The following is an 18,619-nucleotide window of genomic DNA, read 5'->3' as shown; positions in this document are numbered from 1 at the left end:
CATTTGGTTTCACTGGATGTCTGAAAGCGACTTACGGCGAGTGATAGGCCCGGGCAGCGTCCTGGTCTTTCTGTTGCTGCCAGGCTTTGTCGCGCTCTTGCAGATGACTATTGCGCCCATCCCCACTGTCCTGGTTATCCCGCATGGCCTGGCACTGACGAAAGCCATCACTCCAGCCTTCGGCGTACAACGGATCCTTGAGGTAGCGCGGGACATTCTTGCGGAACTCGCCGGTGATCGCCCCGGCGGCCTGCCGGCCACTGCTGCAACCGTCATCGAAGCCATCGGCGAAGGCGGGCGGGTAACCTTTGGCGAGCAGGTCATCGTGGGTTGACTGGCAACCTGCGATCAGCAACAACACAGCCAACCATCCTGCACACCGCCACATTTCACTCTCCCAGGCCGATACGTGGCCCATAGAGAAAGTCTAGAGGTGGATTCGTCGGGTGTATGTGAAAGCTGTGTACGCTTTTTGTCGAACGCCACATAACCCCCTGTGGGAGCGGGCTTGCTCGCGAATGCGATTTGTCATTCAAAATTAATGCTGACTGACACACCGCTTTCGCGAGCAAGCCCGTTCCCACAAGGGTACGTGGCGTTGGGGTCAGTAGTGGTACCACTTCAGCTCAAGCATCACTTCGTTCTCGGCCGACGCCAGATGGCTGAACTCTCGCTGGGCGCTCAAGCGCAGTCCGAGATTGCGGGAGATTTCCCATTGCTGATTCAGGCTCAGGCTGCGGCGCACTTCACCATTGGTGAAGTAATCGCCCTTGGCTTCGAGGCTTAGATTGCCCAGCGGGTTTTTCCACAGCACCCCACTGTTGAAACCGGCGGCCGGCGCGATGAATTCGGCGAAGTCGTTGTTGTGCTCGACACGCACAGTGCCCAGGACAAATCCGAGCATGTCCTCGCTCAGTTGCCAGGTTCCACCACCACCGCCGTTGACATGGCTGACCAGGGTTTGGTCATCGTGCTTGCCCGGCACTCGTTCCAGGCCCCCGGTGACTTGCCATGACAGCGGTTGAAGCAATTCGTTACGCGGAGTCAGGGAGCGAATGGTTGCCAGGTCCAGTTGCTGCACCTGCCAGTCGTTGCCTTCGTACTGGCGAAGTTTCAATTGCAGGATTTCGATCTGCGCGCCAAGGGGAAAGCTTTCGCTGTTGTCGTTGAGGTCGTGATAAGCCATGCGCAAGCCGTACTCGCCAAAGGCCTTGTCTCCACGGGTGCCGAGACCGAGCTGCCAGGTGCGCGACTCGTGACCGTCTTCAGGCAAGCCGGGTTGCGGGATATTCAGCTCCGGCGCCGGATTCTGGTTGATCGCCCGCAGCAGTTCGAAGCTGCGCTGGGCGCGCGCCGGATCGCGCTCCTGGCCGTTGGCGCGATAGCGCTCCAGGCGGTAGGCGGCATCGATGATCAGCGCCTGGCGGTCGCGGGGCTGAGCCTTGAATGTCGGATCCTGCAATTGATTCTGGTCGGCGCTGACTTTCAGCACCCATTGCTGTTCTTCAGGGTTCAACGGCTCGGCGCGACTGAGCAACTCGCGCTCTCGGGACGGGCGATACTGGATCGATTCCACCAGCCCGGCCGCTTTCACGGCCTTGACGGTGTCGGTGGGGATGGCCGTGAGCGGGAATTGCTCGGTCAGGCGCAGGCCCGGGCGAGCCACTTGCAGCAGTTCCAGCAAGCGGTATGAGCAGTTTTCGTCGAAGAAGAAATAGTCGAATTTGATCTGTTTCAGCTCCCAGACGTGCTCGACCATGCGCGCGGTTTCCTGTGGGGTCAGGTTAAGGCGGTATTCCCACAGGTCGCGGTTTTCCAGGCTGCGGTATTCCGAGAGCTTTTCCTGATAGGGCACCATCGCGAACAGGCCGGGATAACCGCCCATCAGGCCTTTCCAGGCATAGATGATGCTGTTGTCCGAGCCCTCGATGTAGGCGCCGAAGTTGATCGCGTAACTGAGCAGCGAAGTCTTGTCGCTCTTCACTTCAGCCTGGTCGATGCGCAGCAGGGTATGGCCGAACATCGAGGATGGGCTGTTCAGGTAAGCTGCCGGGAAGATCATCACCGCGCTGTCGGGCGAGACGTCCTTGAACCATTGTTTGAACGCTGCGCAGTCCGGCGTTGGCAGACCGGTCAGGTCGAGTTGTTCCTTGAGCCAGCGGGTGCGGGCCGGGTAGACGCATTGCGCGTGCTGTTCACCGGCACTGGCCGGGGCATACAAGGCTTGTACAGTCGCCGCCAGTTCATGGTCCGGATGTTCATTGCCATCGGCGGCGAGGAAGAATTTTCGGTCGCTGACATAGCTGCGCCAGCCGCCGAGCTTGGCGGTTTCGTAATGGCCCAGGGATATCCAGAAAGGGTCGTTGGCCAGTTGCTGCAAACGTTGAGGGTCGATGTGAGGCGCGGCGGACAGTGGGGCGCAGACACACAGCGCCAGCCAGGCAAGGCGTTTGAACATAGTCGGCAACTTAAACAGGAAAAAAACAGGACCAGCGCAATTGTTGTCCTTCACCTGTAGGAGCTGTCGAGTGAAACGAGGCTGCGATCTTTGTTTTTAAAAGATCAAAAGATCGCAGCCTCGTTTCACTCGACAGCTCCTACAGATGGCTGGCATTACCCGAAAAGGGGGCAGGTCCAAAAAATAAAAACCCGCTCCCCCAATGAGAAGCGGGCGGGTCGAGCTTAAGCTTGAGTTGCGTACTTGGCCAGACGAGGGTCGGCCTTGAGCACGGCCAGGGTGTTGGTATGCACATCTTCGGCCGTCACGTCAGCCTTGCTGAAGATCTGCTGGAAGTGCTCGTGAGTGACGGCGGCGAAGTGCGCACGGTCTTCCGGCGCTACGCCCAGTACCACGGCATAGGTGGTCAGCGCTTCGCCCTGACCCTTGGCCATGTCTTCGGACAGTTCGTTCATCATGCCGTTCATGGCGAACCAGGATTTGCCGCCATAGGTCAGCGACGCGTTGGTTGCGCAACCGTTGGTGCCGGATGTCATGCCGAAGGTTGCGTTGCCGGAAGTGCCGTTGGTGGTAGATGCCAGGAAGTGAGCCGGAGTACCACGCTGGCCTTCGAACAGCATGTTGCCCCAACCGCAATCCGGGCCGCCTGGCGCCTGAGCCATGGCGTTGATGGATACAGCGGTGAAGAGAGTACCAAGAAGAATCCGTTTCATAGCTTTGTTCTCTTTATGTGCATACCAATTTGACAGGGGGTTCTGGCCCGTCTGGTGCCAGTGGGCCGGTCATTAGTCCAGCCGCGCAGTTTGGAGTTTAGGCACGATCGCGGGGTTCCGTGATTTTTTGCAAAACATTCATGGGGAACGGCGGCGCTAGCCCGGCCCGCCTGGGGTTTGCCGATTGCCGATGCTCAGGACTGCGGCGCTCCTTGCCAGTCGGGCATGGGCAGCGCCAGAATGCTGCCATCTGCCCCGCCTGATTGTTAAGGAAGCCCGATGCCTGATCCTGTTGCTGCCAGCTTGCGTCTAGCGCCCGAAGCGCTGACCCGTCCGTTTTCCGCTGAACAGTTCAGCTTCTCTACCACCAATGATCTGGAGCCCTTTCGCGGTGTGCTTGGCCAGGAACGTGCGGTCGAAGCCTTGCAGTTCGGCGTGGCCATGCCACGCCCCGGTTACAACGTATTTGTCATGGGCGAGCCCGGGACTGGCCGGTTCTCGTTCGTCAAACGCTACCTCAAGGCCGAAGGCAAGCGCCTGCAGACTCCGGCGGACTGGGTCTACGTCAACAATTTCGATGAGCCGCGCGAGCCGCGTGCACTGGAACTGCCGTCGGGCACCGCCGGTGCATTCATCGGTGACATCAACGGCTTGATCGACAACCTGCTGGCGACGTTTCCGGCTGTCTTCGAGCATCCGTCCTACCAACAGAAAAAGAGTGGCATCGACCGCGCCTTCAACCAGCGCTACGACAAGGCCCTGGACGTCATCGAGCGTCTGGCGCTGGAGAAAGACGTCGCGCTCTACCGCGACGCCAGCAATATCGCCTTCACCCCGATGGGCGATGGCAAGGCGTTGGACGAAGCTGAATTCGCCCAGCTGCCGGAAGCCGAACGCGAGCGCTTTCACGAAGATATTTCGGCACTGGAAGAGCGCCTCAACGAAGAGCTCGCCAGCCTGCCGCAATGGAAGCGTGAGTCGAGCAACCAGTTGCGTCACCTGAACGAAGAAACCATCACTCTGGCCTTGCAACCCTTGTTGTCGCCATTGTCGGAGAAGTACGCCGAGAACGCGGCGGTTTGCGGTTATCTGCAAGCCATGCAGGTGTATTTGCTCAAGACCGTGGTCGAGCAACTGGTGGACGACAGCAAGACCGACGCTGTCGCCCGCAAGTTGCTGGAAGAACAATACGCACCGAGCCTGGTGGTCGGTCACTCGGCCAGCGGCGGTGCGCCGGTGGTGTTCGAGCCGCACCCGACCTACGAAAACCTCTTCGGGCGTATCGAATACAGCACAGACCAGGGCGCGCTGTACACCACCTACCGCCAACTGCGGCCGGGGGCCTTGCACCGGGCCAACGGTGGTTTCCTGATCCTTGAAGCGGACAAGATGCTCAGCGAGCCATTCGTGTGGGACGCGCTGAAACGCGCCCTGCAATCGCGCAAGCTGAAAATGGAATCACCGCTGGGCGAGCTGGGCCGTCTGGCCACTGTGACCCTGACACCGCAACACATTCCGCTGCAGGTCAAAGTCGTCATCATTGGTGCCCGTCAGCTGTATTACACGCTGCAAGACCTCGATCCGGACTTCCAGGAGATGTTCCGCGTCCTGGTGGATTTCGACGAGGACATCCCGATGGTCGACGAGAGCCTGGAGCAGTTCGCCCAGTTGCTCAAAACCCGTACTTCCGAAGAAGGCATGGCACCGCTGACCGCCGATGCGGTGGCGCGTCTGGCGACTTACAGCGCCCGCCTGGCCGAGCACCAGGGGCGCTTGTCGGCGCGTATCGGTGACTTGTTCCAGCTGGTCAGCGAGGCCGATTTCATCCGCCATCTGGCCGGTGATGAAATGACCGACGCCGGGCACATCGAACGGGCACTCAAGGCCAAGGCCACGCGAACCGGGCGGGTTTCGGCGCGGATTCTCGACGACATGCTGGCCGGGATCATCCTGATCGACACCGATGGCGCAGCAGTCGGCAAGTGCAACGGCTTGACCGTGCTGGAGGTCGGCGACTCGGCTTTCGGTGTGCCGGCGCGGATTTCCGCCACGGTGTACCCGGGTGGCAGCGGTATTGTCGACATCGAGCGCGAGGTCAACCTCGGCCAGCCGATCCACTCCAAGGGCGTGATGATCCTCACGGGGTATCTGGGCAGCCGCTACGCCCAGGAATTCCCGCTGGCGATTTCCGCAAGCATCGCCCTGGAGCAATCCTACGGTTATGTCGATGGCGACAGCGCGTCCCTGGGCGAGGCCTGCACCCTGATCTCGGCCTTGTCGAAAACTCCACTCAAACAGTGCTTTGCCATCACCGGTTCGATCAACCAGTTCGGCGAAGTGCAGGCGGTGGGCGGGGTCAACGAGAAGATCGAGGGCTTCTTCCGTCTGTGCGAAGCCCGCGGGTTGACTGGCGAGCAGGGGGCAATCATTCCTCACGCCAACGTTGCCACGCTGATGCTCGACGAGAAGGTGCTGGCGGCGGTGCGTGCGGGGCAGTTCCATGTCTATGCGGTCCGTCAGGCCGACGAAGCCTTGAGTTTGCTGGTCGGCGAGCCAGCCGGCGAACCGGACGAAAATGGCGAGTTCCCTGAAGGCAGCGTGAACGCGCGGGTCGTGGAACGCTTGCGGGTTATCGCGGAAATGATCAGCGAGGATGATCTCAAGGAAGCCGAGAAGGAGTTGGCGCAGGAGGCACTGGCGGAAACCAAGCCTGCGTGATGCATCGTTGATCTGAAACTGTGCAATCCCTTGTGGGAGCGAGCTTGCTCCGGGCGGCGTTCCGACGATATCGGAATTTCATTCGACCAATATGTTGAATGTTCGACCGCCATCGCGAGCAAGCTCGCTCCCACAAGTTTTTTTGTGGTGGGCATCGAAAAGCGTCGTCGAAATGACGTCAATATTCACACTATGACCATTCGGCGCCTTTCGGTCTTGCCTCGGCCTGCAAGCCAGACTTTTCTTCTATTCTCTGCTCAGGGATATCGACAGTAATCACAGGATCGAAACAGCCTTCACATGGGGGCTGAATACCGGATCTACCGAGGGTCGCCGCCATGTCGCGCAACCTCTGCCTCACCCGTCAATGCCTGGGCCTTGTGACCCGTATCGAGTGTGCCATCCGTCCGTTGGCAGGAGACACGGGCATGTGGACTCTGTTGTTCGCCGCCGGAATGGCCGGTGAACAACCTTCGGCCATCAAGGCCCAAGGCCCGTTCCATGGCCCGATCGCCGCTGAATCAATCCTCGACACCATCGTTGAAAGCCTGACCTTGCACGGCTACGAGTTGGCCGACGATCCGCAAATCTGGTGCCTGCACCTGCAAGCCCAATTGCGGGAAATCAACGGTGGTCGCTGCCGTAACCTGGGCGGCTTCGAGTTTCACCCCGAGCACTGAGTCGCACTATTGATCAAGGCGTGTCATGTCGGCCTTGTCGAGTTTGACCTCGAAACCATATTGCACGGTGGCGAGGTCAGTGCGCTGGTAGGTTTCCAGGCGCGTAGGCTGCCCGTAGAAGTAATGCACGGCAAATTGCGCCCGACCTTGTGCGTTCGCGCCATGGCTGACCGATAGAATTTCCTTCAAGTAATTGCCGCTGTCGTCCTTGGCGAAAAAGCGCCAGTCCTGGGCGGGAAATGCTTTCAGATTCACCACCAGGGCATTGTCCTTGAGCTCGAGGCCTTTGGGCAGTTGACGGGTTTCGACGGTTTTTTGCTCGATCGTGGCCAGGAACAGTGGCATCGAGCCCACTGCGTAGGCCGGCGTTTCCGGAAACAGATTCAGATCGTAGGTGATGGTGCCGCGCAACGGGTCGATCTGGTAGGCCTCGGGTGGCAGTTCGATCGGCTCGTCGCGTTTGCCACGCGCGTCTTCGGTAAAGAAACTCACCGGGCTTTCACCGGGGTTGAGCGATGTGCCCAGCAGCTCATCGTTGAAGCTGCGCAAATGGGTGAATTCGATTCGAGCAGCGCTGGGGTCGTCGACCGACTGGCTGATGCTGACGTTCTTTTTCAGTTGATCCTCGCTCAGCGTTGCCCCTTTCAGCCAGGTTACCGCCTGGTCGTCATAGACCACCACGGGCAGGTTCAAGGGCTGAATGCCCTTGTCCGGGGTCTCGGCATCGAAGCGCCGGACCGGCAGATCGAGGTCCTTGCGGGTGACCGTGGCGGCGGAAAAATCCAGCATGCTGACTTCGAGGGTTTCGATCGTCCCGTTGAAATACACCTTCGAATAGCGTCGGGTCTGCCGTTTCTCAAAGGCGCGTTGTTCTTCGTCGAGTTGCTTTTCCAGCGTCTCGCTCCAGCTCTTTTGTTGCTGCATCTTGGCCAGTTGCTGCCGATAGAAGGCGATTTGTGCCGCGGTTTCGTTGATCGAGCCTGCGCGCGTGATGTATTGCCCGGTGCTGTCCCTGGCCTGGACGATCAACGGGTTCAGTGGTGTTTCACTGACTTCAGGCGCCAGCGGCGCACTGTTGTTGTATTCGATTTCCGCGTAGTTGTTCGTCAGTGTGAGCAAGGTGACGCTCAGGTTGTCATTGGTGCGGGTCTGGCCGATGTCCTTTTTTGTCAGGTCGAAGCTGTAGAGCCGGCGGGGCGCGATGACTTCGACCTTACCCTGCAGGCTCACCGGCTGCGGCTGCTTTTTTTTGTCGATGTCGAGGCCTTCGATGAAGGGGTAGGCCACGGTCAGGTCATCGGGGTTGGTCAGGTTGGAACTCGATGGACTGAGTTGAATGCCGGGGTCGGTTTCCGACCATTCCGGCTGGAAGGCAATGACCCGTTTATTGCTCAGGGTGACGGACTGCCATTCCAGGCCGTGGGGAAACAAAAACGCGGCAGGAACGCTGAACGTGAAGGGAAACACCGGTTGCAGATCGGTCAGGTAGTCGGAACTGGAATCTTTTTGCAGCACAAACAACCCGTTGATGTAGGTGTCGACCAGGGCTTGTGGGGTCGGGTAGTGCTTGAGCATGGCAAGGGCGTCTTCGCCGTATTCGGTTTCCACCGGTTTGCTGTCGAGCTTGAGTTGCGCGCGCTCGAGCAGCAGCAGTGAACCGCCCAGCTCCGACACGGCGTCCTTGAGCTTCGGATCCTGGATGGCGTCCAGCGACTTTTCGAACTGCGCGGTTTTTTCTTCGAGGCTGACCTGGCGTTTTTCATCGCTGGGTGAGCAGCCACTTAGCAGCAGTGCCAGGCAAATTCCGGCACTCGTCAAAGGCAATCGCACATCCATTTCCAGTCTTCCTGTCCAATATCACTGAGCGTTCAATGATTTGGACACTAGCAGAAAAACCCTGATACACAGGCGCAGGTGGCGGATTTTTCGACGTTTTCTGGCAGCTTCTGGATAGGGGCAGGCGACTGATATACTCGCCGCCATTTCCAGTCCACATGTGAGTTTCAATGGAACGCTTTATCGAAAATGCAATGTACGCCTCGCGCTGGCTGCTGGCGCCGATCTATTTCGGCCTGTCCCTCGGGCTGTTGGCGCTGGCACTGAAATTTTTCCAGGAAGTCTTCCACGTCATCCCGAACGTGTTCTCGATGGCCGAATCGGACTTGATCCTGGTGCTGCTGTCATTGATCGACATGGCGCTGGTGGGCGGTTTGCTGGTGATGGTGATGATTTCCGGCTACGAGAACTTCGTCTCGCAACTGGACATCGACGACAGCAAGGAAAAGCTCAACTGGCTCGGCACCATGGACTCTTCGTCGCTGAAGATGAAGGTGGCTGCGTCGATCGTGGCAATCTCGTCCATTCACCTGCTACGCATCTTCATGGACGCCAAGAACGTCGACCCCGAGCATCTGCAGTGGTATGTGATCATCCACATGACTTTCGTGGTCTCGGCATTCGCCATGGGTTACCTGGATAAAGTCACCAAGCACTGATTTCAACTTCCATTGTGGGAGTGTGGCTTGCCCACGATGGCATCTCCTCGGTCTAACGACGAACCGCAGTGATGCCATCGCGGGCAAGCCACGCTCCCACAGGGTTGCAAAACAGACGGGCGGCGCCGTTTGTGGCTTGTGCTTTGATGCACCGAAGCCTATCCCTGTAAGTATGTTGGCTCGCCATTGCGTGAGGTGCGTACATGAACCTGCAAGAGTTGAATGCCTATGCCGTCGCCGGGAAGGTCGATGAGCTGAACCTGATCTCCATGGAAGGTGGCATCTACCTGCTGGAAGCACGGATGCATGGCGCGGCGTATCCCTTGAACGATATGCACGGGCACACGATGAGCCTGCGTTCGGTGGAGCATGCCCGTGATGTGCTGCGCTCCTTTCCCAAGTTGCACTTCAACCTTGTGCACACTGTCGTGCATGACGAAATGTGCGGGCTGGTTGCCGATGTGCAGGATACCCTGAAGGTGCCGATCGCCTGACGTCCCTCATCAATGGCATGTCATCTGTGCTAGTCTGCTGGCCCTTTTGGTTCCGGGCGCTCCGGGACGCGCTGTGCACGCACGGCAAGTTCCAGGCCGTCCGCACAGCGGAGCAGTGTCATGTCCGAAGTAAATCTGTCCACCGACGAAACCCGCGTCAGCTACGGTATTGGCCGTCAGCTGGGCGACCAGCTGCGTGACAATCCGCCACCGGGCGTCAGCCTGGACGCGATCCTGGCAGGTCTGACCGACGCATTCGCCGGCAAGCCAAGCCGTGTGGGTCAGGAAGAAATGTCCGCCAGCTTCAAGGTCATCCGTGAAATCATGCAGGCCGAAGCTGCAGCCAAGGCTGAAGCGGCCGCTGGCGAAGGCCTGGCTTTCCTGGCTGAAAACGCCAAGCGTGAAGGCATCACCACTCTGGCTTCCGGCCTGCAGTTCGAAGTTCTGACTGCTGGCGAAGGCGCCAAGCCATCCCGTGAAGACACCGTGCGTACTCACTACCACGGCACCCTGATCGACGGCACTGTATTCGACAGCTCCTACGAGCGCGGCCAGCCTGCAGAATTCCCGGTTGGTGGCGTGATCGCCGGCTGGACCGAAGCCCTGCAATTGATGAACGCCGGCAGCAAATGGCGCCTGTACGTGCCGAGCGAACTGGCTTACGGCGCTCAAGGCGTTGGCGGCATCCCGCCGCACAGCGTACTGGTGTTCGACGTCGAGCTGCTTGACGTTCTGTAAGACCTGGCCCGATATTGCGTCGGGCTAATGTGGGAGCGGGCTTGCTCGCGAAGGCGTTTTTTCAGTCGACAAACAGGTTGCCTGACACACCGCTTTCGCGAGCAAGCCCGCTCCCACAGTTTTTTCGGTGACTCTCATAGTTCGATCTTGTGGTGCAGTTCACTGTGCGGGCGCAACGCCCGGGCATAGCAGAACAGAAACAGATTGCGCACCAGTTCCTTGAGCACCACCGGCTCGCTTGAGCTCAGGCCGCTGACGTCCAGGTCACCCTGGTCCTGCAGCTCGTTCAAGGCTTCTTCTTCCAGTACGGCACAGACTTCCCCGGTTTCCCGATGCAGGATCCTGAGGTAAGGGTGTGGGCGGTCCAGCCAGGCATCGATCAAATAAGTCATATTCTCATCTCCACTGAGGGTTTTATGAGAATAATTCCTATTCAATAAATAGCAAGGGCCTATTGGCGGTTTGCGCTTTTTCCTGGGTAAAGATTGCGTCAGGTCAAAAGGGCTGGCGTCTGGCTATTGCTTGGATTTACCGGGTGAAGCGGGGGGGGGAGTTCCATCCCGTGCCGGGCGCGGGATGGATAACAGCAGGATCAGACTTTTCTGACGAATTCGGACTTGAGTTTCATCGGGCCGATGCCGTCGATCTTGCAATCGATGTCGTGATCGCCATCGCACAGGCGGATGTTCTTGACCTTGGTGCCGACCTTGACCACCAGGGACGTACCCTTGACCTTGAGGTCCTTGATCACGGTGATGGTATCGCCGTCCTGCAGGACATTGCCGACCGAATCCTTTTTCACTGAGTCATCGGGCGCCGCTTCGGCTTCACCGCTGGCGGACCATTCGTGGGCGCACTCGGGGCAGATCAGCTGGGTGCCGTCTTCGTAGGTGTATTCGGAATTGCATTTTGGGCAGGGTGGCAGCGTGCTCACTAAGGCTCCTTGGATTCAGGATCGCTAAAAAGCGCACATTATATAGGGTTTTTCAGGCGCGGGGAGTTGAAAGCAAAAGATCGCAGCCTTCGGCAGCTCCTACAGGGTTGGCGTAGGAGCTGCCGAAGGCTGCGATCTTTTGATCTTAATGCGTACGGGCTACCGCGAACTCACTCAATTCAACCAGCGCATCGCGGTATTCGCTGGCGGGCAGCGCTTCGAGGCACTTGATCGCGCGGGCCACATAATCGCGGGCCAGTTGCGCGGTGTACTCCAGCGAACCCGAGGCTTCCACGGCTTCGCGGATGCTTTCCAGATCTTCGATTCCGCCTTTCTGGATCGCCTTGCGCACGAGGGCGGCCTGTTCCGGCGTACCTTCGCGCATGGTGTAGATCAGCGGCAGGGTCGGCTTGCCTTCGGCCAGATCGTCACCGACGTTCTTGCCCAGGGTCTCGGCGTCGCCTTTGTAGTCCAGCAGGTCGTCGACCAGCTGGAATGCCACGCCCAGATGATCGCCGAATGTACGCAGGGCTTCGGCCTGTTCCGGCGTGGCTTCGCACAGGGCGGCGGCACTGTGGGTCGAGGCTTCGAAGAGCATCGCGGTCTTGCCGCGGATGACTTCCATGTAGGTTTCTTCGGTGGTGCTGGCGTCACGCACCTTCGACAGCTGCAACACTTCGCCTTCGGCGATGATGCGCGTGGCTTGCGAAAGGATCTTCATCACTGGCATGGAACCCAGTTCGACCATCATTTCGAAGGAGCGCGAATACAGGAAGTCGCCGACCAGCACGCTTGGCGCGTTGCCCCACATGGCGTTGGCGGTCGAGCGGCCACGACGCATGCCGGACATGTCGACCACGTCGTCATGCAGGAGGGTGGCGGTGTGCAGGAACTCGATGGTGGCGGCCAACAGGCGCAGTTCGTCGCCTTCACGGCCCAAGGCCTTGCCGCACAGCAGCACTAATAAGGGACGCAGGCGTTTGCCACCGGCCGAGGTGATGTAATCGCCGATTTTCGATACAAGCGGCACGCGCGAAGTCAGCTGCTTCTTGATGATGCCGTCGACGGCGCTAAAATCGTCCGCCACCGCGCGGTAGAAAGCTTGGGGTTGCATCAGCGACAGTCGCTCCAGAAGGGTTGCGCGGCATGCTAGGACCCACGCCAGCAGGTGTCAAGGCGCGATGGACGGCCCCTTGCAAGGCTGGCGTGGCTTGCGTACAATCGCGCACCCTGAACTTCCTGGGCAGCACCTGCCTTACGCAATTGCAAGCGGGCCTTCCAGCCCCATGCAGCCATGCCAGCCAATACCTCTTCTTATAAAGAGCTGGGTGAGCAGGATTATCGGAGAAATACCATGTCTTATGCAGTAATCGTTACTGGCGGCAAGCAGTACAAAGTCGCCCCAGGTGAATACCTGAAGATCGAAAAACTGGAAATCGCTACCGGCGAATCCGTTACCTTTGATCGCGTTCTGTTGGTTGCCAACGGTGACGACGTGAATATCGGCGCTCCAGTTGTTGCTGGCGCTACCGTTGTGGCTGAAGTGATCTCCCAAGGTCGTCACGATAAAGTCCGCATCATCAAGTTCCGTCGCCGTAAGCACCACATGAAGCGTATGGGCCACCGCCAGTGGTACACCGAGATCAAAATCACCGGTATTCAGGCTTAATTTCAGCCTAATTCCTCACTAGGAGAATTGAACTCATGGCACACAAAAAAGCTGGTGGTAGTACCCGTAACGGTCGCGACTCAGAAGCCAAACGCCTTGGCGTGAAGATGTATGGCGGCCAGGCTATCAAAGCAGGCAACATCATCGTGCGTCAGCGCGGTACCCAATTCCACGCTGGCTACGGCGTTGGCATGGGTAAGGATCACACCCTCTTCGCTAAAGTCGAAGGCGTGATCAAGTTCGAAGTAAAAGGCGCCTTCGGTCGTCGTTACGTGAGCGTAGTCGCAGCTTAATTGCGCGATCGCTGGAAAAGCCCTGTCTCGCGACGGGGCTTTTTCGTTTGTGGGGTGAGTCTCTTGCAAAGCTGTTTGTATGGGCTGTCGGCGTACGATATAGGTGTCGTGGTTTGGGGTCGCTGCGCTCATTTTTGCAAGAGTCTTATGTCTTGATTGTTTTTCGGCTCGTCCGTATGGCGAGAGGCGTTTGTTATGAAGTTTGTTGATGAAGTATCGATTCGAGTAAAGGCCGGTGATGGCGGCAATGGCGCCATGAGTTTCCGTCGGGAAAAATTCATCGAAAACGGTGGTCCGAACGGTGGTGACGGTGGTGATGGCGGTTCCATCTACATGATGGCCGATGAAAACCTCAATACCCTGGTGGACTACCGTTACACCCGGCACTTCGATGCTGAGCGTGGCTCCAACGGCGGCAGCACCGACTGCACCGGCAAGAAGGGTGAAGACCTAATCTTGCGCGTTCCGGTCGGCACCACGGTGATCGACTCCGCAACTCAGGAAGTCATCGGCGACCTGACCAAGGCTGGTCAGAAATTGATGGTAGTGCAGGGTGGCTGGCACGGTCTGGGCAATACCCGTTTCAAATCCAGTACCAACCGTGCGCCGCGCCAGACCACTCCGGGCAAGCCGGGTGAGCAGCGCGACCTGAAGCTGGAAATGAAAGTACTGGCTGACGTTGGTCTGCTGGGTTTGCCGAACGCTGGTAAAAGTACCTTTATCCGTTCGGTTTCGGCTGCCAAGCCGAAGGTTGCCGACTATCCGTTCACCACGCTGGTGCCGAACCTGGGTGTGGTCAGCGTCGATCGCTGGAAGAGCTTCGTCATTGCCGATATTCCGGGTTTGATCGAAGGCGCTTCCGAAGGTGCTGGTCTGGGCATTCGCTTCCTCAAGCACTTGGCGCGTACGCGTCTGCTGCTGCACCTCGTGGACATGGCGCCGCTGGATGATGCCAGCGCACCGGATGCCGCTGAAGTGATCGTCAACGAGCTGATCAAGTTCAGCCCGTCCCTGGCGGAGCGTGATCGCTGGCTGGTCCTGAACAAGTGCGATCAGATCCTTGATGAAGAGCACGATGCTCGTGTCAAGGAAATCGTTGATCGCCTTGAGTGGACTGGTCCGGTTTACGTGATCTCGGCCATCTCCAAGCTCGGTACCGAGCGTCTGTGCCACGACATCATGCGTTACATGGAAGATCGTGCTGATCGCCTGGCCAATGACCCGGCCTACAAGGAAGAGCTGGCCGATCTCGATCAGCGCATCGAAGACGAGGCTCGCGCTCAGCTGCAGGCGCTGGATGACAAGCGTGCCCTGCGTCGCAGCGGCGTGAAGTCGGTCCACGACATCGGCGACGATGATTGGGATGAAGAAGATGTGGATGACGAAGACGGTCCGGAAATCATTTACGTGCGTGACTGATTCGTTGCGATAAACTTAAGCGCCGCTCAATCGAGCGGCGTTTTAGTATCTGTAAATCGTTGGTCGCGAATAGCCACGAATAACGTCACGGGCAGCGCTGGGTCGCGCTGTCCTCAAGCTAAGGTTGAAGATGATGCGGAGCAAGGTGACAGGTGCGCAGCGTTGGGTCGTGAAGATCGGCAGCGCTTTGCTGACGGCGGACGGCAAAGGCCTGGATCGCGCGGCAATGGGTGTCTGGGTTGAGCAGATGGTGGCCTTGCATGAGGCGGGTGTCGAGCTGGTGCTGGTGTCCTCCGGGGCGGTGGCGGCCGGTATGAGCCGCTTGGGCTGGACTTCGCGACCCAGTGCGATGCACGAGCTTCAGGCCGCTGCTGCAATCGGCCAGATGGGGCTGGTGCAGGCCTGGGAGTCGAGCTTTGCCGAGCATGGCCGGCATACCGCGCAGATTCTCCTGACCCACGACGACCTGTCCGACCGCAAGCGCTACCTGAACGCCCGCAGTACCTTGCGCGCATTGGTCGAGCTCAAGGTCATTCCGGTCATCAACGAGAATGACACCGTGGTCACTGACGAAATCCGTTTCGGCGACAACGACACCCTGGCGGCGTTGGTGGCGAACCTGGTCGAGGCTGACTTGCTGGTGATCCTGACGGATCGCGATGGCATGTTCGACGCCGATCCGCGCAACAATCCGGATGCCCAGCTGATTTACGAAGCGCGTGCCGATGATCCGGCGCTCGATGCGGTGGCGGGCGGTACGGGCGGGGCGCTGGGGCGTGGCGGCATGCAGACCAAGCTGCGCGCGGCGCGCCTGGCGGCCCGTTCCGGTGCTCACACCATCATCGTCGGTGGGCGGCTTGAGCGTGTGCTGGATCGCCTCAAGGCGGGCGAGCGCATCGGCACCTTGCTCTCGCCGGAGCGCGGCATGCTGGCGGCACGCAAGCAGTGGCTGGCCGGTCATCTGCAAACCCGTGGCACTCTGGTGCTGGATGCCGGTGCGGTGACCGCGTTGTCCCAGGGCAACAAGAGCTTGCTGCCGGTCGGGGTCAAATTGGTGCAGGGCAGCTTCCGTCGCGGCGAGATGGTGGTTTGCGTGGCGCCGGACGGTCGTGAGATTGCCCGCGGCCTGGCCAACTACAGCGCGCTGGAAGCGCAAAAAATCATCGGTCAGTCGTCCGAGGCGATTGTCGGTCTGCTGGGTTACATGGCAGAGCCGGAACTGGTTCACCGCGATAACCTGATCCTGGTCTGAAGGAATACCTGAATGCGCGTGGCAAAAGGATTGTTGGGATTGCTGTTGGCGATGCCGCTGCTGGCTTCGGCCGAGGAAATTGGCCAGGTGTCGACGGTGTTCAAGTTCGTCGGGCCAAATGACCGGATCGTGGTCGAGGCCTTTGATGATCCCAAGGTCGAGGGTGTGACCTGCTATCTGTCGCGCGCCAAGACGGGCGGGGTCAAGGGTGGTCTTGGGTTGGCCGAAGATCGTGCCGAGGCGTCCATCGCTTGCCGGCAGGTCGGGCCGATCAGCTTCAAGGGGGAGCTCAAGGATGGCGACGAGGTATTCAAGGAGCGCACGTCCCTGGTGTTCAAGACCATGCAGGTGGTGCGTTTCCTCGACAAGAAGCGCAATACGCTGGTGTATCTGGTGTACAGCGATCGCTTGATCGAGGGTAGTCCGCAGAATGCGGTGACGGCGATTCCGATTCTGCCGTGGGCGCACGCCCAATAATCTGACGCAAAACAAACTGTGGGAGCGGGCTTGCTCGCGAATGCGGACTGTCAGTCAACGATGATGTTGAATGTGATGGCCCCTTCGCGAGCAAGCCCGCTCCCACATTTTTTGTGTGCTTCACCAAATCACAGGCAATAAAAAACCGACCCTGAGGTCGGTTTTTTAATGAGCGTGTCGCTTAGGCAGCAGCGGCAACGTTCAGGGCCTTCACGTGGCCATTCAGGCGGCTCTTATGACGAGCGGCCTTGTTCTTGTGGATGATGCCTTTATCGGCCATACGGTCGATAACTGGCACAGCCAGAACGTAAGCGGCTTGAGCTTTGGCAGCGTCTTTTGCGTCGATGGCCTTAACTACATTCTTGATGTAGGTACGAACCATGGAACGCAGGCTGGCGTTGTGGCTGCGACGCTTCTCAGCCTGTTTTGCACGTTTTTTGGCGGAAGGTGAGTTGGCCACCGTCGAGCTCCTCGAAAGACTTTTTAGGAAATAGCAAACAAAATAGGCCGCGAATCATGCCGATGAGTTGAAGTCTTGTCAAGGGCGCTTGAAACGTTCCGCTAAGTGGTAGGCGTGGTGCGACGGGATATTTCTTTCCGGCGTGTGACCTGTAAACTCGCGAGCTTTGGCTCTGTGCTGTTGCGGCGCGGAGTATCGCACAAGTAGGCGCGTAGTTCGCCTGCTGTTTATCGACAGGCACAAACTCTTTCCATGAATCTGCTCAAATCGTTGGCCGCCGTCAGCTCTATCACGATGCTTTCCCGGATTCTGGGATTTGTCCGAGACACCCTCATCGCGCGCACATTTGGCGCAGGAATGGCGACGGACGCCTTCTTTATCGCCTTTAAATTGCCCAATCTGCTGCGGCGAATCTTTGCCGAAGGGGCGTTTTCCCAGGCGTTCGTGCCGATTCTTGCCGAATATAAAAGCCAGAAGGGCGAAGAGGCGACGCGTACCTTCATCGCCTACGTCTCGGGCCTGCTGACACTGGTGCTCGCGCTGGTCACAGCGTTGGGCATGATCGCCGCACCGTGGGTCATCTGGGTCACGGCGCCGGGTTTCACCAACACGCTGGAAAAATTCGAACTGACCTCCAGTTTGTTGCGGGTGACCTTTCCCTACATCCTGCTGATTTCCCTGTCGTCGTTGGCCGGCGCGATCCTCAATACCTGGAACCGCTTTTCGGTGCCGGCCTTCGTGCCGACCCTGTTGAACGTCAGCATGATCATCTTTTCGGTGTTTTTGACGCCGTACTTCGATCCGCCCGTCATGGCGCTCGGCTGGGCGGTACTGGTCGGCGGCCTGGCACAGTTGCTCTATCAGTTACCGCACCTGAAAAAGATCGGCATGCTCGTACTGCCGCGCCTGAACCTGCGTGACAGCGGTGTGTGGCGTGTCATGAAGCAAATGTTGCCGGCCATTCTCGGTGTCTCGGTGAGCCAGATTTCGCTGATCATCAACACGATCTTCGCGTCTTTCCTGGTTGCCGGTTCCGTGTCGTGGATGTATTACGCCGACCGTTTGATGGAGCTGCCGTCCGGGGTGTTGGGCGTGGCGCTGGGGACGATTCTGCTGCCGACCCTGGCCAAGACCTACGCCAGCAAGGATCGCCACGAATACTCGCGCATCCTCGACTGGGGTCTGCGACTGTGCTTCGTGCTGGTATTGCCTTGCGCCCTGGCGCTGGGGATTCTGGCCGAACCGCTGACGGTTTCCCTGTTCCAGTATGGTCAGTTCGATGCCCATGATGCGGCCATGACCCAGCGTGCGTTGATCGCCTATTCCGTCGGGTTGCTCGGAATCATCGTGATCAAAGTGCTGGCGCCGGGCTTTTATGCGCAACAAAACATCCGCACGCCGGTGAAAATCGCAATTTTCACGCTGGTCGTCACTCAGTTGTTTAACCTGCTGCTGATTGGTCCTCTGGCTCACGCGGGCCTGGCGCTCGCCATCAGCGCCGGCGCCTGCCTCAATGCGGGGTTGCTCTTCTATCAGCTGCGTAAACAGCAGATGTACCAGCCGCAACCGGGCTGGGCAAAGTTCGGTTTCAAGCTGGTGATTGCGGTGGCGGTGATGTCTGGCGTTTTGCTGGCCGGGATGCATTTCATGCCGGCCTGGGGTGAGGGCCAGATGCTTGAGCGTTTCCTGCGTCTGGGTGCTTTGGTCGTTGCCGGTGTGGTGGCCTATTTCGGCATGTTAGTGTTGATGGGCTTCCGTTTGCGCGACTTCAATCGCAAGACGCTGGGCTGAGGTTCCGGCCTCGATAAACACGGGCGAG

19 protein-coding genes are annotated in these 18,619 nt (G+C 58.8%); 11 read left to right on the top strand and 8 right to left on the bottom strand.

Annotation, left to right across the window (positions count from 1 at the left end):
- Positions 1 to 31: 31 nt before the first annotated feature.
- The 3 genes from C9422_RS19510 to C9422_RS19495 all read right to left on the bottom strand — a co-directional run bounded on the left by C9422_RS19510 (position 32) and on the right by C9422_RS19495 (position 3,171).
- Positions 32 to 388 carry a hypothetical protein gene (locus C9422_RS19510; protein ID WP_116581820.1) on the bottom strand — a complete coding sequence of 119 codons (357 nt, stop codon included), beginning with the start codon at positions 386 to 388 and terminating at the stop codon, positions 32 to 34.
- 216 nt (positions 389 to 604) lie between these two features.
- Positions 605 to 2,458, bottom strand: a complete 1,854-nt coding sequence (locus C9422_RS19500; protein WP_116581818.1) for a DUF4105 domain-containing protein — start codon at positions 2,456 to 2,458, stop codon at positions 605 to 607.
- A 224-nt stretch (positions 2,459 to 2,682) separates the two neighbouring features.
- Positions 2,683 to 3,171 carry a DUF3015 domain-containing protein gene (locus C9422_RS19495; protein ID WP_007970900.1) on the bottom strand — a complete coding sequence of 163 codons (489 nt, stop codon included), beginning with the start codon at positions 3,169 to 3,171 and terminating at the stop codon, positions 2,683 to 2,685.
- A 279-nt stretch (positions 3,172 to 3,450) separates the two neighbouring features.
- On the opposite strand from C9422_RS19495, the gene C9422_RS19490 reads away from it, so the two are divergent.
- Together C9422_RS19490 and C9422_RS19485 are read left to right on the top strand one after the other, a co-directional pair.
- The gene (locus C9422_RS19490) at positions 3,451 to 5,889 is read left to right on the top strand and encodes a Lon protease family protein (protein ID WP_007970901.1); all 2,439 of its coding nucleotides are present in this window, start codon (positions 3,451 to 3,453) and stop codon (positions 5,887 to 5,889) included.
- A 338-nt stretch (positions 5,890 to 6,227) separates the two neighbouring features.
- Complete coding sequence (locus C9422_RS19485; RefSeq protein ID WP_007970902.1) at positions 6,228 to 6,569, top strand: hypothetical protein; 342 nt, start codon at positions 6,228 to 6,230, stop codon at positions 6,567 to 6,569.
- Between the two features lie 6 nt (positions 6,570 to 6,575).
- On the opposite strand, the gene C9422_RS19480 is transcribed toward C9422_RS19485, so the two are convergent.
- Positions 6,576 to 8,405: a hypothetical protein gene (locus C9422_RS19480; RefSeq protein ID WP_116581817.1), complete on the bottom strand. Its 1,830-nt coding sequence runs from the start codon at positions 8,403 to 8,405 to the stop codon at positions 6,576 to 6,578.
- A 170-nt stretch (positions 8,406 to 8,575) separates the two neighbouring features.
- On the opposite strand from C9422_RS19480, the gene C9422_RS19475 reads away from it, so the two are divergent.
- The 3 genes from C9422_RS19475 to C9422_RS19465 all read left to right on the top strand — a co-directional run bounded on the left by C9422_RS19475 (position 8,576) and on the right by C9422_RS19465 (position 10,296).
- A complete protein-coding gene (locus C9422_RS19475; RefSeq protein WP_007970904.1) occupies positions 8,576 to 9,064 on the top strand; it encodes a TIGR00645 family protein in 489 nt (162 codons plus the stop codon).
- Between the two features lie 203 nt (positions 9,065 to 9,267).
- A complete protein-coding gene (locus tag C9422_RS19470) occupies positions 9,268 to 9,558 on the top strand; it encodes a DUF6482 family protein (protein ID WP_007970906.1) in 291 nt (96 codons plus the stop codon).
- A gap of 120 nt (positions 9,559 to 9,678) precedes the next feature.
- Complete coding sequence (locus C9422_RS19465) at positions 9,679 to 10,296, top strand: FKBP-type peptidyl-prolyl cis-trans isomerase (protein ID WP_007970907.1); 618 nt, start codon at positions 9,679 to 9,681, stop codon at positions 10,294 to 10,296.
- A 134-nt stretch (positions 10,297 to 10,430) separates the two neighbouring features.
- On the opposite strand, the gene C9422_RS19460 is transcribed toward C9422_RS19465, so the two are convergent.
- The 3 genes from C9422_RS19460 to C9422_RS19450 all read right to left on the bottom strand — a co-directional run bounded on the left by C9422_RS19460 (position 10,431) and on the right by C9422_RS19450 (position 12,344).
- The gene (locus C9422_RS19460) at positions 10,431 to 10,688 is read right to left on the bottom strand and encodes a hypothetical protein (RefSeq protein WP_007970910.1); all 258 of its coding nucleotides are present in this window, start codon (positions 10,686 to 10,688) and stop codon (positions 10,431 to 10,433) included.
- Positions 10,689 to 10,888: 200 nt separating this feature from the next.
- Positions 10,889 to 11,230: a zinc ribbon domain-containing protein YjdM gene (locus tag C9422_RS19455; protein WP_116581816.1), complete on the bottom strand. Its 342-nt coding sequence runs from the start codon at positions 11,228 to 11,230 to the stop codon at positions 10,889 to 10,891.
- A 145-nt stretch (positions 11,231 to 11,375) separates the two neighbouring features.
- Positions 11,376 to 12,344: a polyprenyl synthetase family protein gene (locus tag C9422_RS19450; RefSeq protein WP_007970914.1), complete on the bottom strand. Its 969-nt coding sequence runs from the start codon at positions 12,342 to 12,344 to the stop codon at positions 11,376 to 11,378.
- 240 nt (positions 12,345 to 12,584) lie between these two features.
- On the opposite strand from C9422_RS19450, the gene rplU reads away from it, so the two are divergent.
- The 5 genes from rplU (at position 12,585) to C9422_RS19425 (ending at position 16,340) form a co-directional block, all read left to right on the top strand.
- Complete coding sequence (gene rplU, locus C9422_RS19445; RefSeq protein WP_003176051.1) at positions 12,585 to 12,899, top strand: 50S ribosomal protein L21; 315 nt, start codon at positions 12,585 to 12,587, stop codon at positions 12,897 to 12,899.
- A gap of 35 nt (positions 12,900 to 12,934) precedes the next feature.
- Positions 12,935 to 13,192 carry a 50S ribosomal protein L27 gene (rpmA, locus tag C9422_RS19440; RefSeq protein WP_003281574.1) on the top strand — a complete coding sequence of 86 codons (258 nt, stop codon included), beginning with the start codon at positions 12,935 to 12,937 and terminating at the stop codon, positions 13,190 to 13,192.
- Between the two features lie 195 nt (positions 13,193 to 13,387).
- Positions 13,388 to 14,611, top strand: coding sequence for an Obg family GTPase CgtA (gene cgtA / locus C9422_RS19435; protein ID WP_008052064.1), 1,224 nt, complete (start codon positions 13,388 to 13,390; stop codon positions 14,609 to 14,611).
- A 133-nt stretch (positions 14,612 to 14,744) separates the two neighbouring features.
- Entirely contained in the window at positions 14,745 to 15,863 is a 1,119-nt protein-coding gene (gene proB / locus C9422_RS19430; protein WP_033047437.1) for a glutamate 5-kinase, read from the top strand.
- A 12-nt stretch (positions 15,864 to 15,875) separates the two neighbouring features.
- A complete protein-coding gene (locus C9422_RS19425; protein WP_015096894.1) occupies positions 15,876 to 16,340 on the top strand; it encodes a CreA family protein in 465 nt (154 codons plus the stop codon).
- A 181-nt stretch (positions 16,341 to 16,521) separates the two neighbouring features.
- Here C9422_RS19425 and rpsT read toward each other — a convergent pair whose 3' ends face one another.
- Positions 16,522 to 16,800, bottom strand: a complete 279-nt coding sequence (rpsT, locus tag C9422_RS19420) for a 30S ribosomal protein S20 (protein ID WP_007970922.1) — start codon at positions 16,798 to 16,800, stop codon at positions 16,522 to 16,524.
- Positions 16,801 to 17,052: 252 nt separating this feature from the next.
- Between rpsT and murJ the strand changes: the two genes are divergently transcribed.
- Positions 17,053 to 18,591, top strand: coding sequence for a murein biosynthesis integral membrane protein MurJ (gene murJ / locus C9422_RS19410; RefSeq protein ID WP_116581815.1), 1,539 nt, complete (start codon positions 17,053 to 17,055; stop codon positions 18,589 to 18,591).
- Positions 18,592 to 18,619: the final 28 nt, after the last annotated feature.

It is taken from the genome of Pseudomonas sp. B1(2018) (assembly GCF_003097365.1).
In the GTDB taxonomy this organism is placed as follows: Bacteria; Pseudomonadota; Gammaproteobacteria; order Pseudomonadales; family Pseudomonadaceae; genus Aquipseudomonas; species Aquipseudomonas laurylsulfatiphila.
This window is presented reverse-complemented; position numbering and strand designations above follow the sequence as displayed.

Bases quoted from the DNA above. Each gene is read 5' to 3' on its own strand.
- C9422_RS19450 (WP_007970914.1), bottom strand. From the start codon at position 12,344: ATGCAACCCCAAGCTTTCTACCGCGCGGTGGCGGACGATTTTAGCGCC.
- rpmA (WP_003281574.1), top strand. From the start codon at position 12,935: ATGGCACACAAAAAAGCTGGTGGTAGTACCCGTAACGGTCGCGACTCA.
- C9422_RS19500 (WP_116581818.1), bottom strand. From the start codon at position 2,458: ATGTTCAAACGCCTTGCCTGGCTGGCGCTGTGTGTCTGCGCCCCACTG.
- C9422_RS19470 (WP_007970906.1), top strand. From the start codon at position 9,268: ATGAACCTGCAAGAGTTGAATGCCTATGCCGTCGCCGGGAAGGTCGAT.
- C9422_RS19485 (WP_007970902.1), top strand. From the start codon at position 6,228: ATGTCGCGCAACCTCTGCCTCACCCGTCAATGCCTGGGCCTTGTGACC.
- proB (WP_033047437.1), top strand. From the start codon at position 14,745: ATGCGGAGCAAGGTGACAGGTGCGCAGCGTTGGGTCGTGAAGATCGGC.
- rplU (WP_003176051.1), top strand. From the start codon at position 12,585: ATGTCTTATGCAGTAATCGTTACTGGCGGCAAGCAGTACAAAGTCGCC.
- C9422_RS19510 (WP_116581820.1), bottom strand. From the start codon at position 388: ATGTGGCGGTGTGCAGGATGGTTGGCTGTGTTGTTGCTGATCGCAGGT.
- C9422_RS19480 (WP_116581817.1), bottom strand. From the start codon at position 8,405: ATGGATGTGCGATTGCCTTTGACGAGTGCCGGAATTTGCCTGGCACTG.
- C9422_RS19425 (WP_015096894.1), top strand. From the start codon at position 15,876: ATGCGCGTGGCAAAAGGATTGTTGGGATTGCTGTTGGCGATGCCGCTG.
- C9422_RS19460 (WP_007970910.1), bottom strand. From the start codon at position 10,688: ATGACTTATTTGATCGATGCCTGGCTGGACCGCCCACACCCTTACCTC.
- C9422_RS19495 (WP_007970900.1), bottom strand. From the start codon at position 3,171: ATGAAACGGATTCTTCTTGGTACTCTCTTCACCGCTGTATCCATCAAC.
- C9422_RS19475 (WP_007970904.1), top strand. From the start codon at position 8,576: ATGGAACGCTTTATCGAAAATGCAATGTACGCCTCGCGCTGGCTGCTG.
- C9422_RS19490 (WP_007970901.1), top strand. From the start codon at position 3,451: ATGCCTGATCCTGTTGCTGCCAGCTTGCGTCTAGCGCCCGAAGCGCTG.
- cgtA (WP_008052064.1), top strand. From the start codon at position 13,388: ATGAAGTTTGTTGATGAAGTATCGATTCGAGTAAAGGCCGGTGATGGC.
- C9422_RS19465 (WP_007970907.1), top strand. From the start codon at position 9,679: ATGTCCGAAGTAAATCTGTCCACCGACGAAACCCGCGTCAGCTACGGT.
- murJ (WP_116581815.1), top strand. From the start codon at position 17,053: ATGAATCTGCTCAAATCGTTGGCCGCCGTCAGCTCTATCACGATGCTT.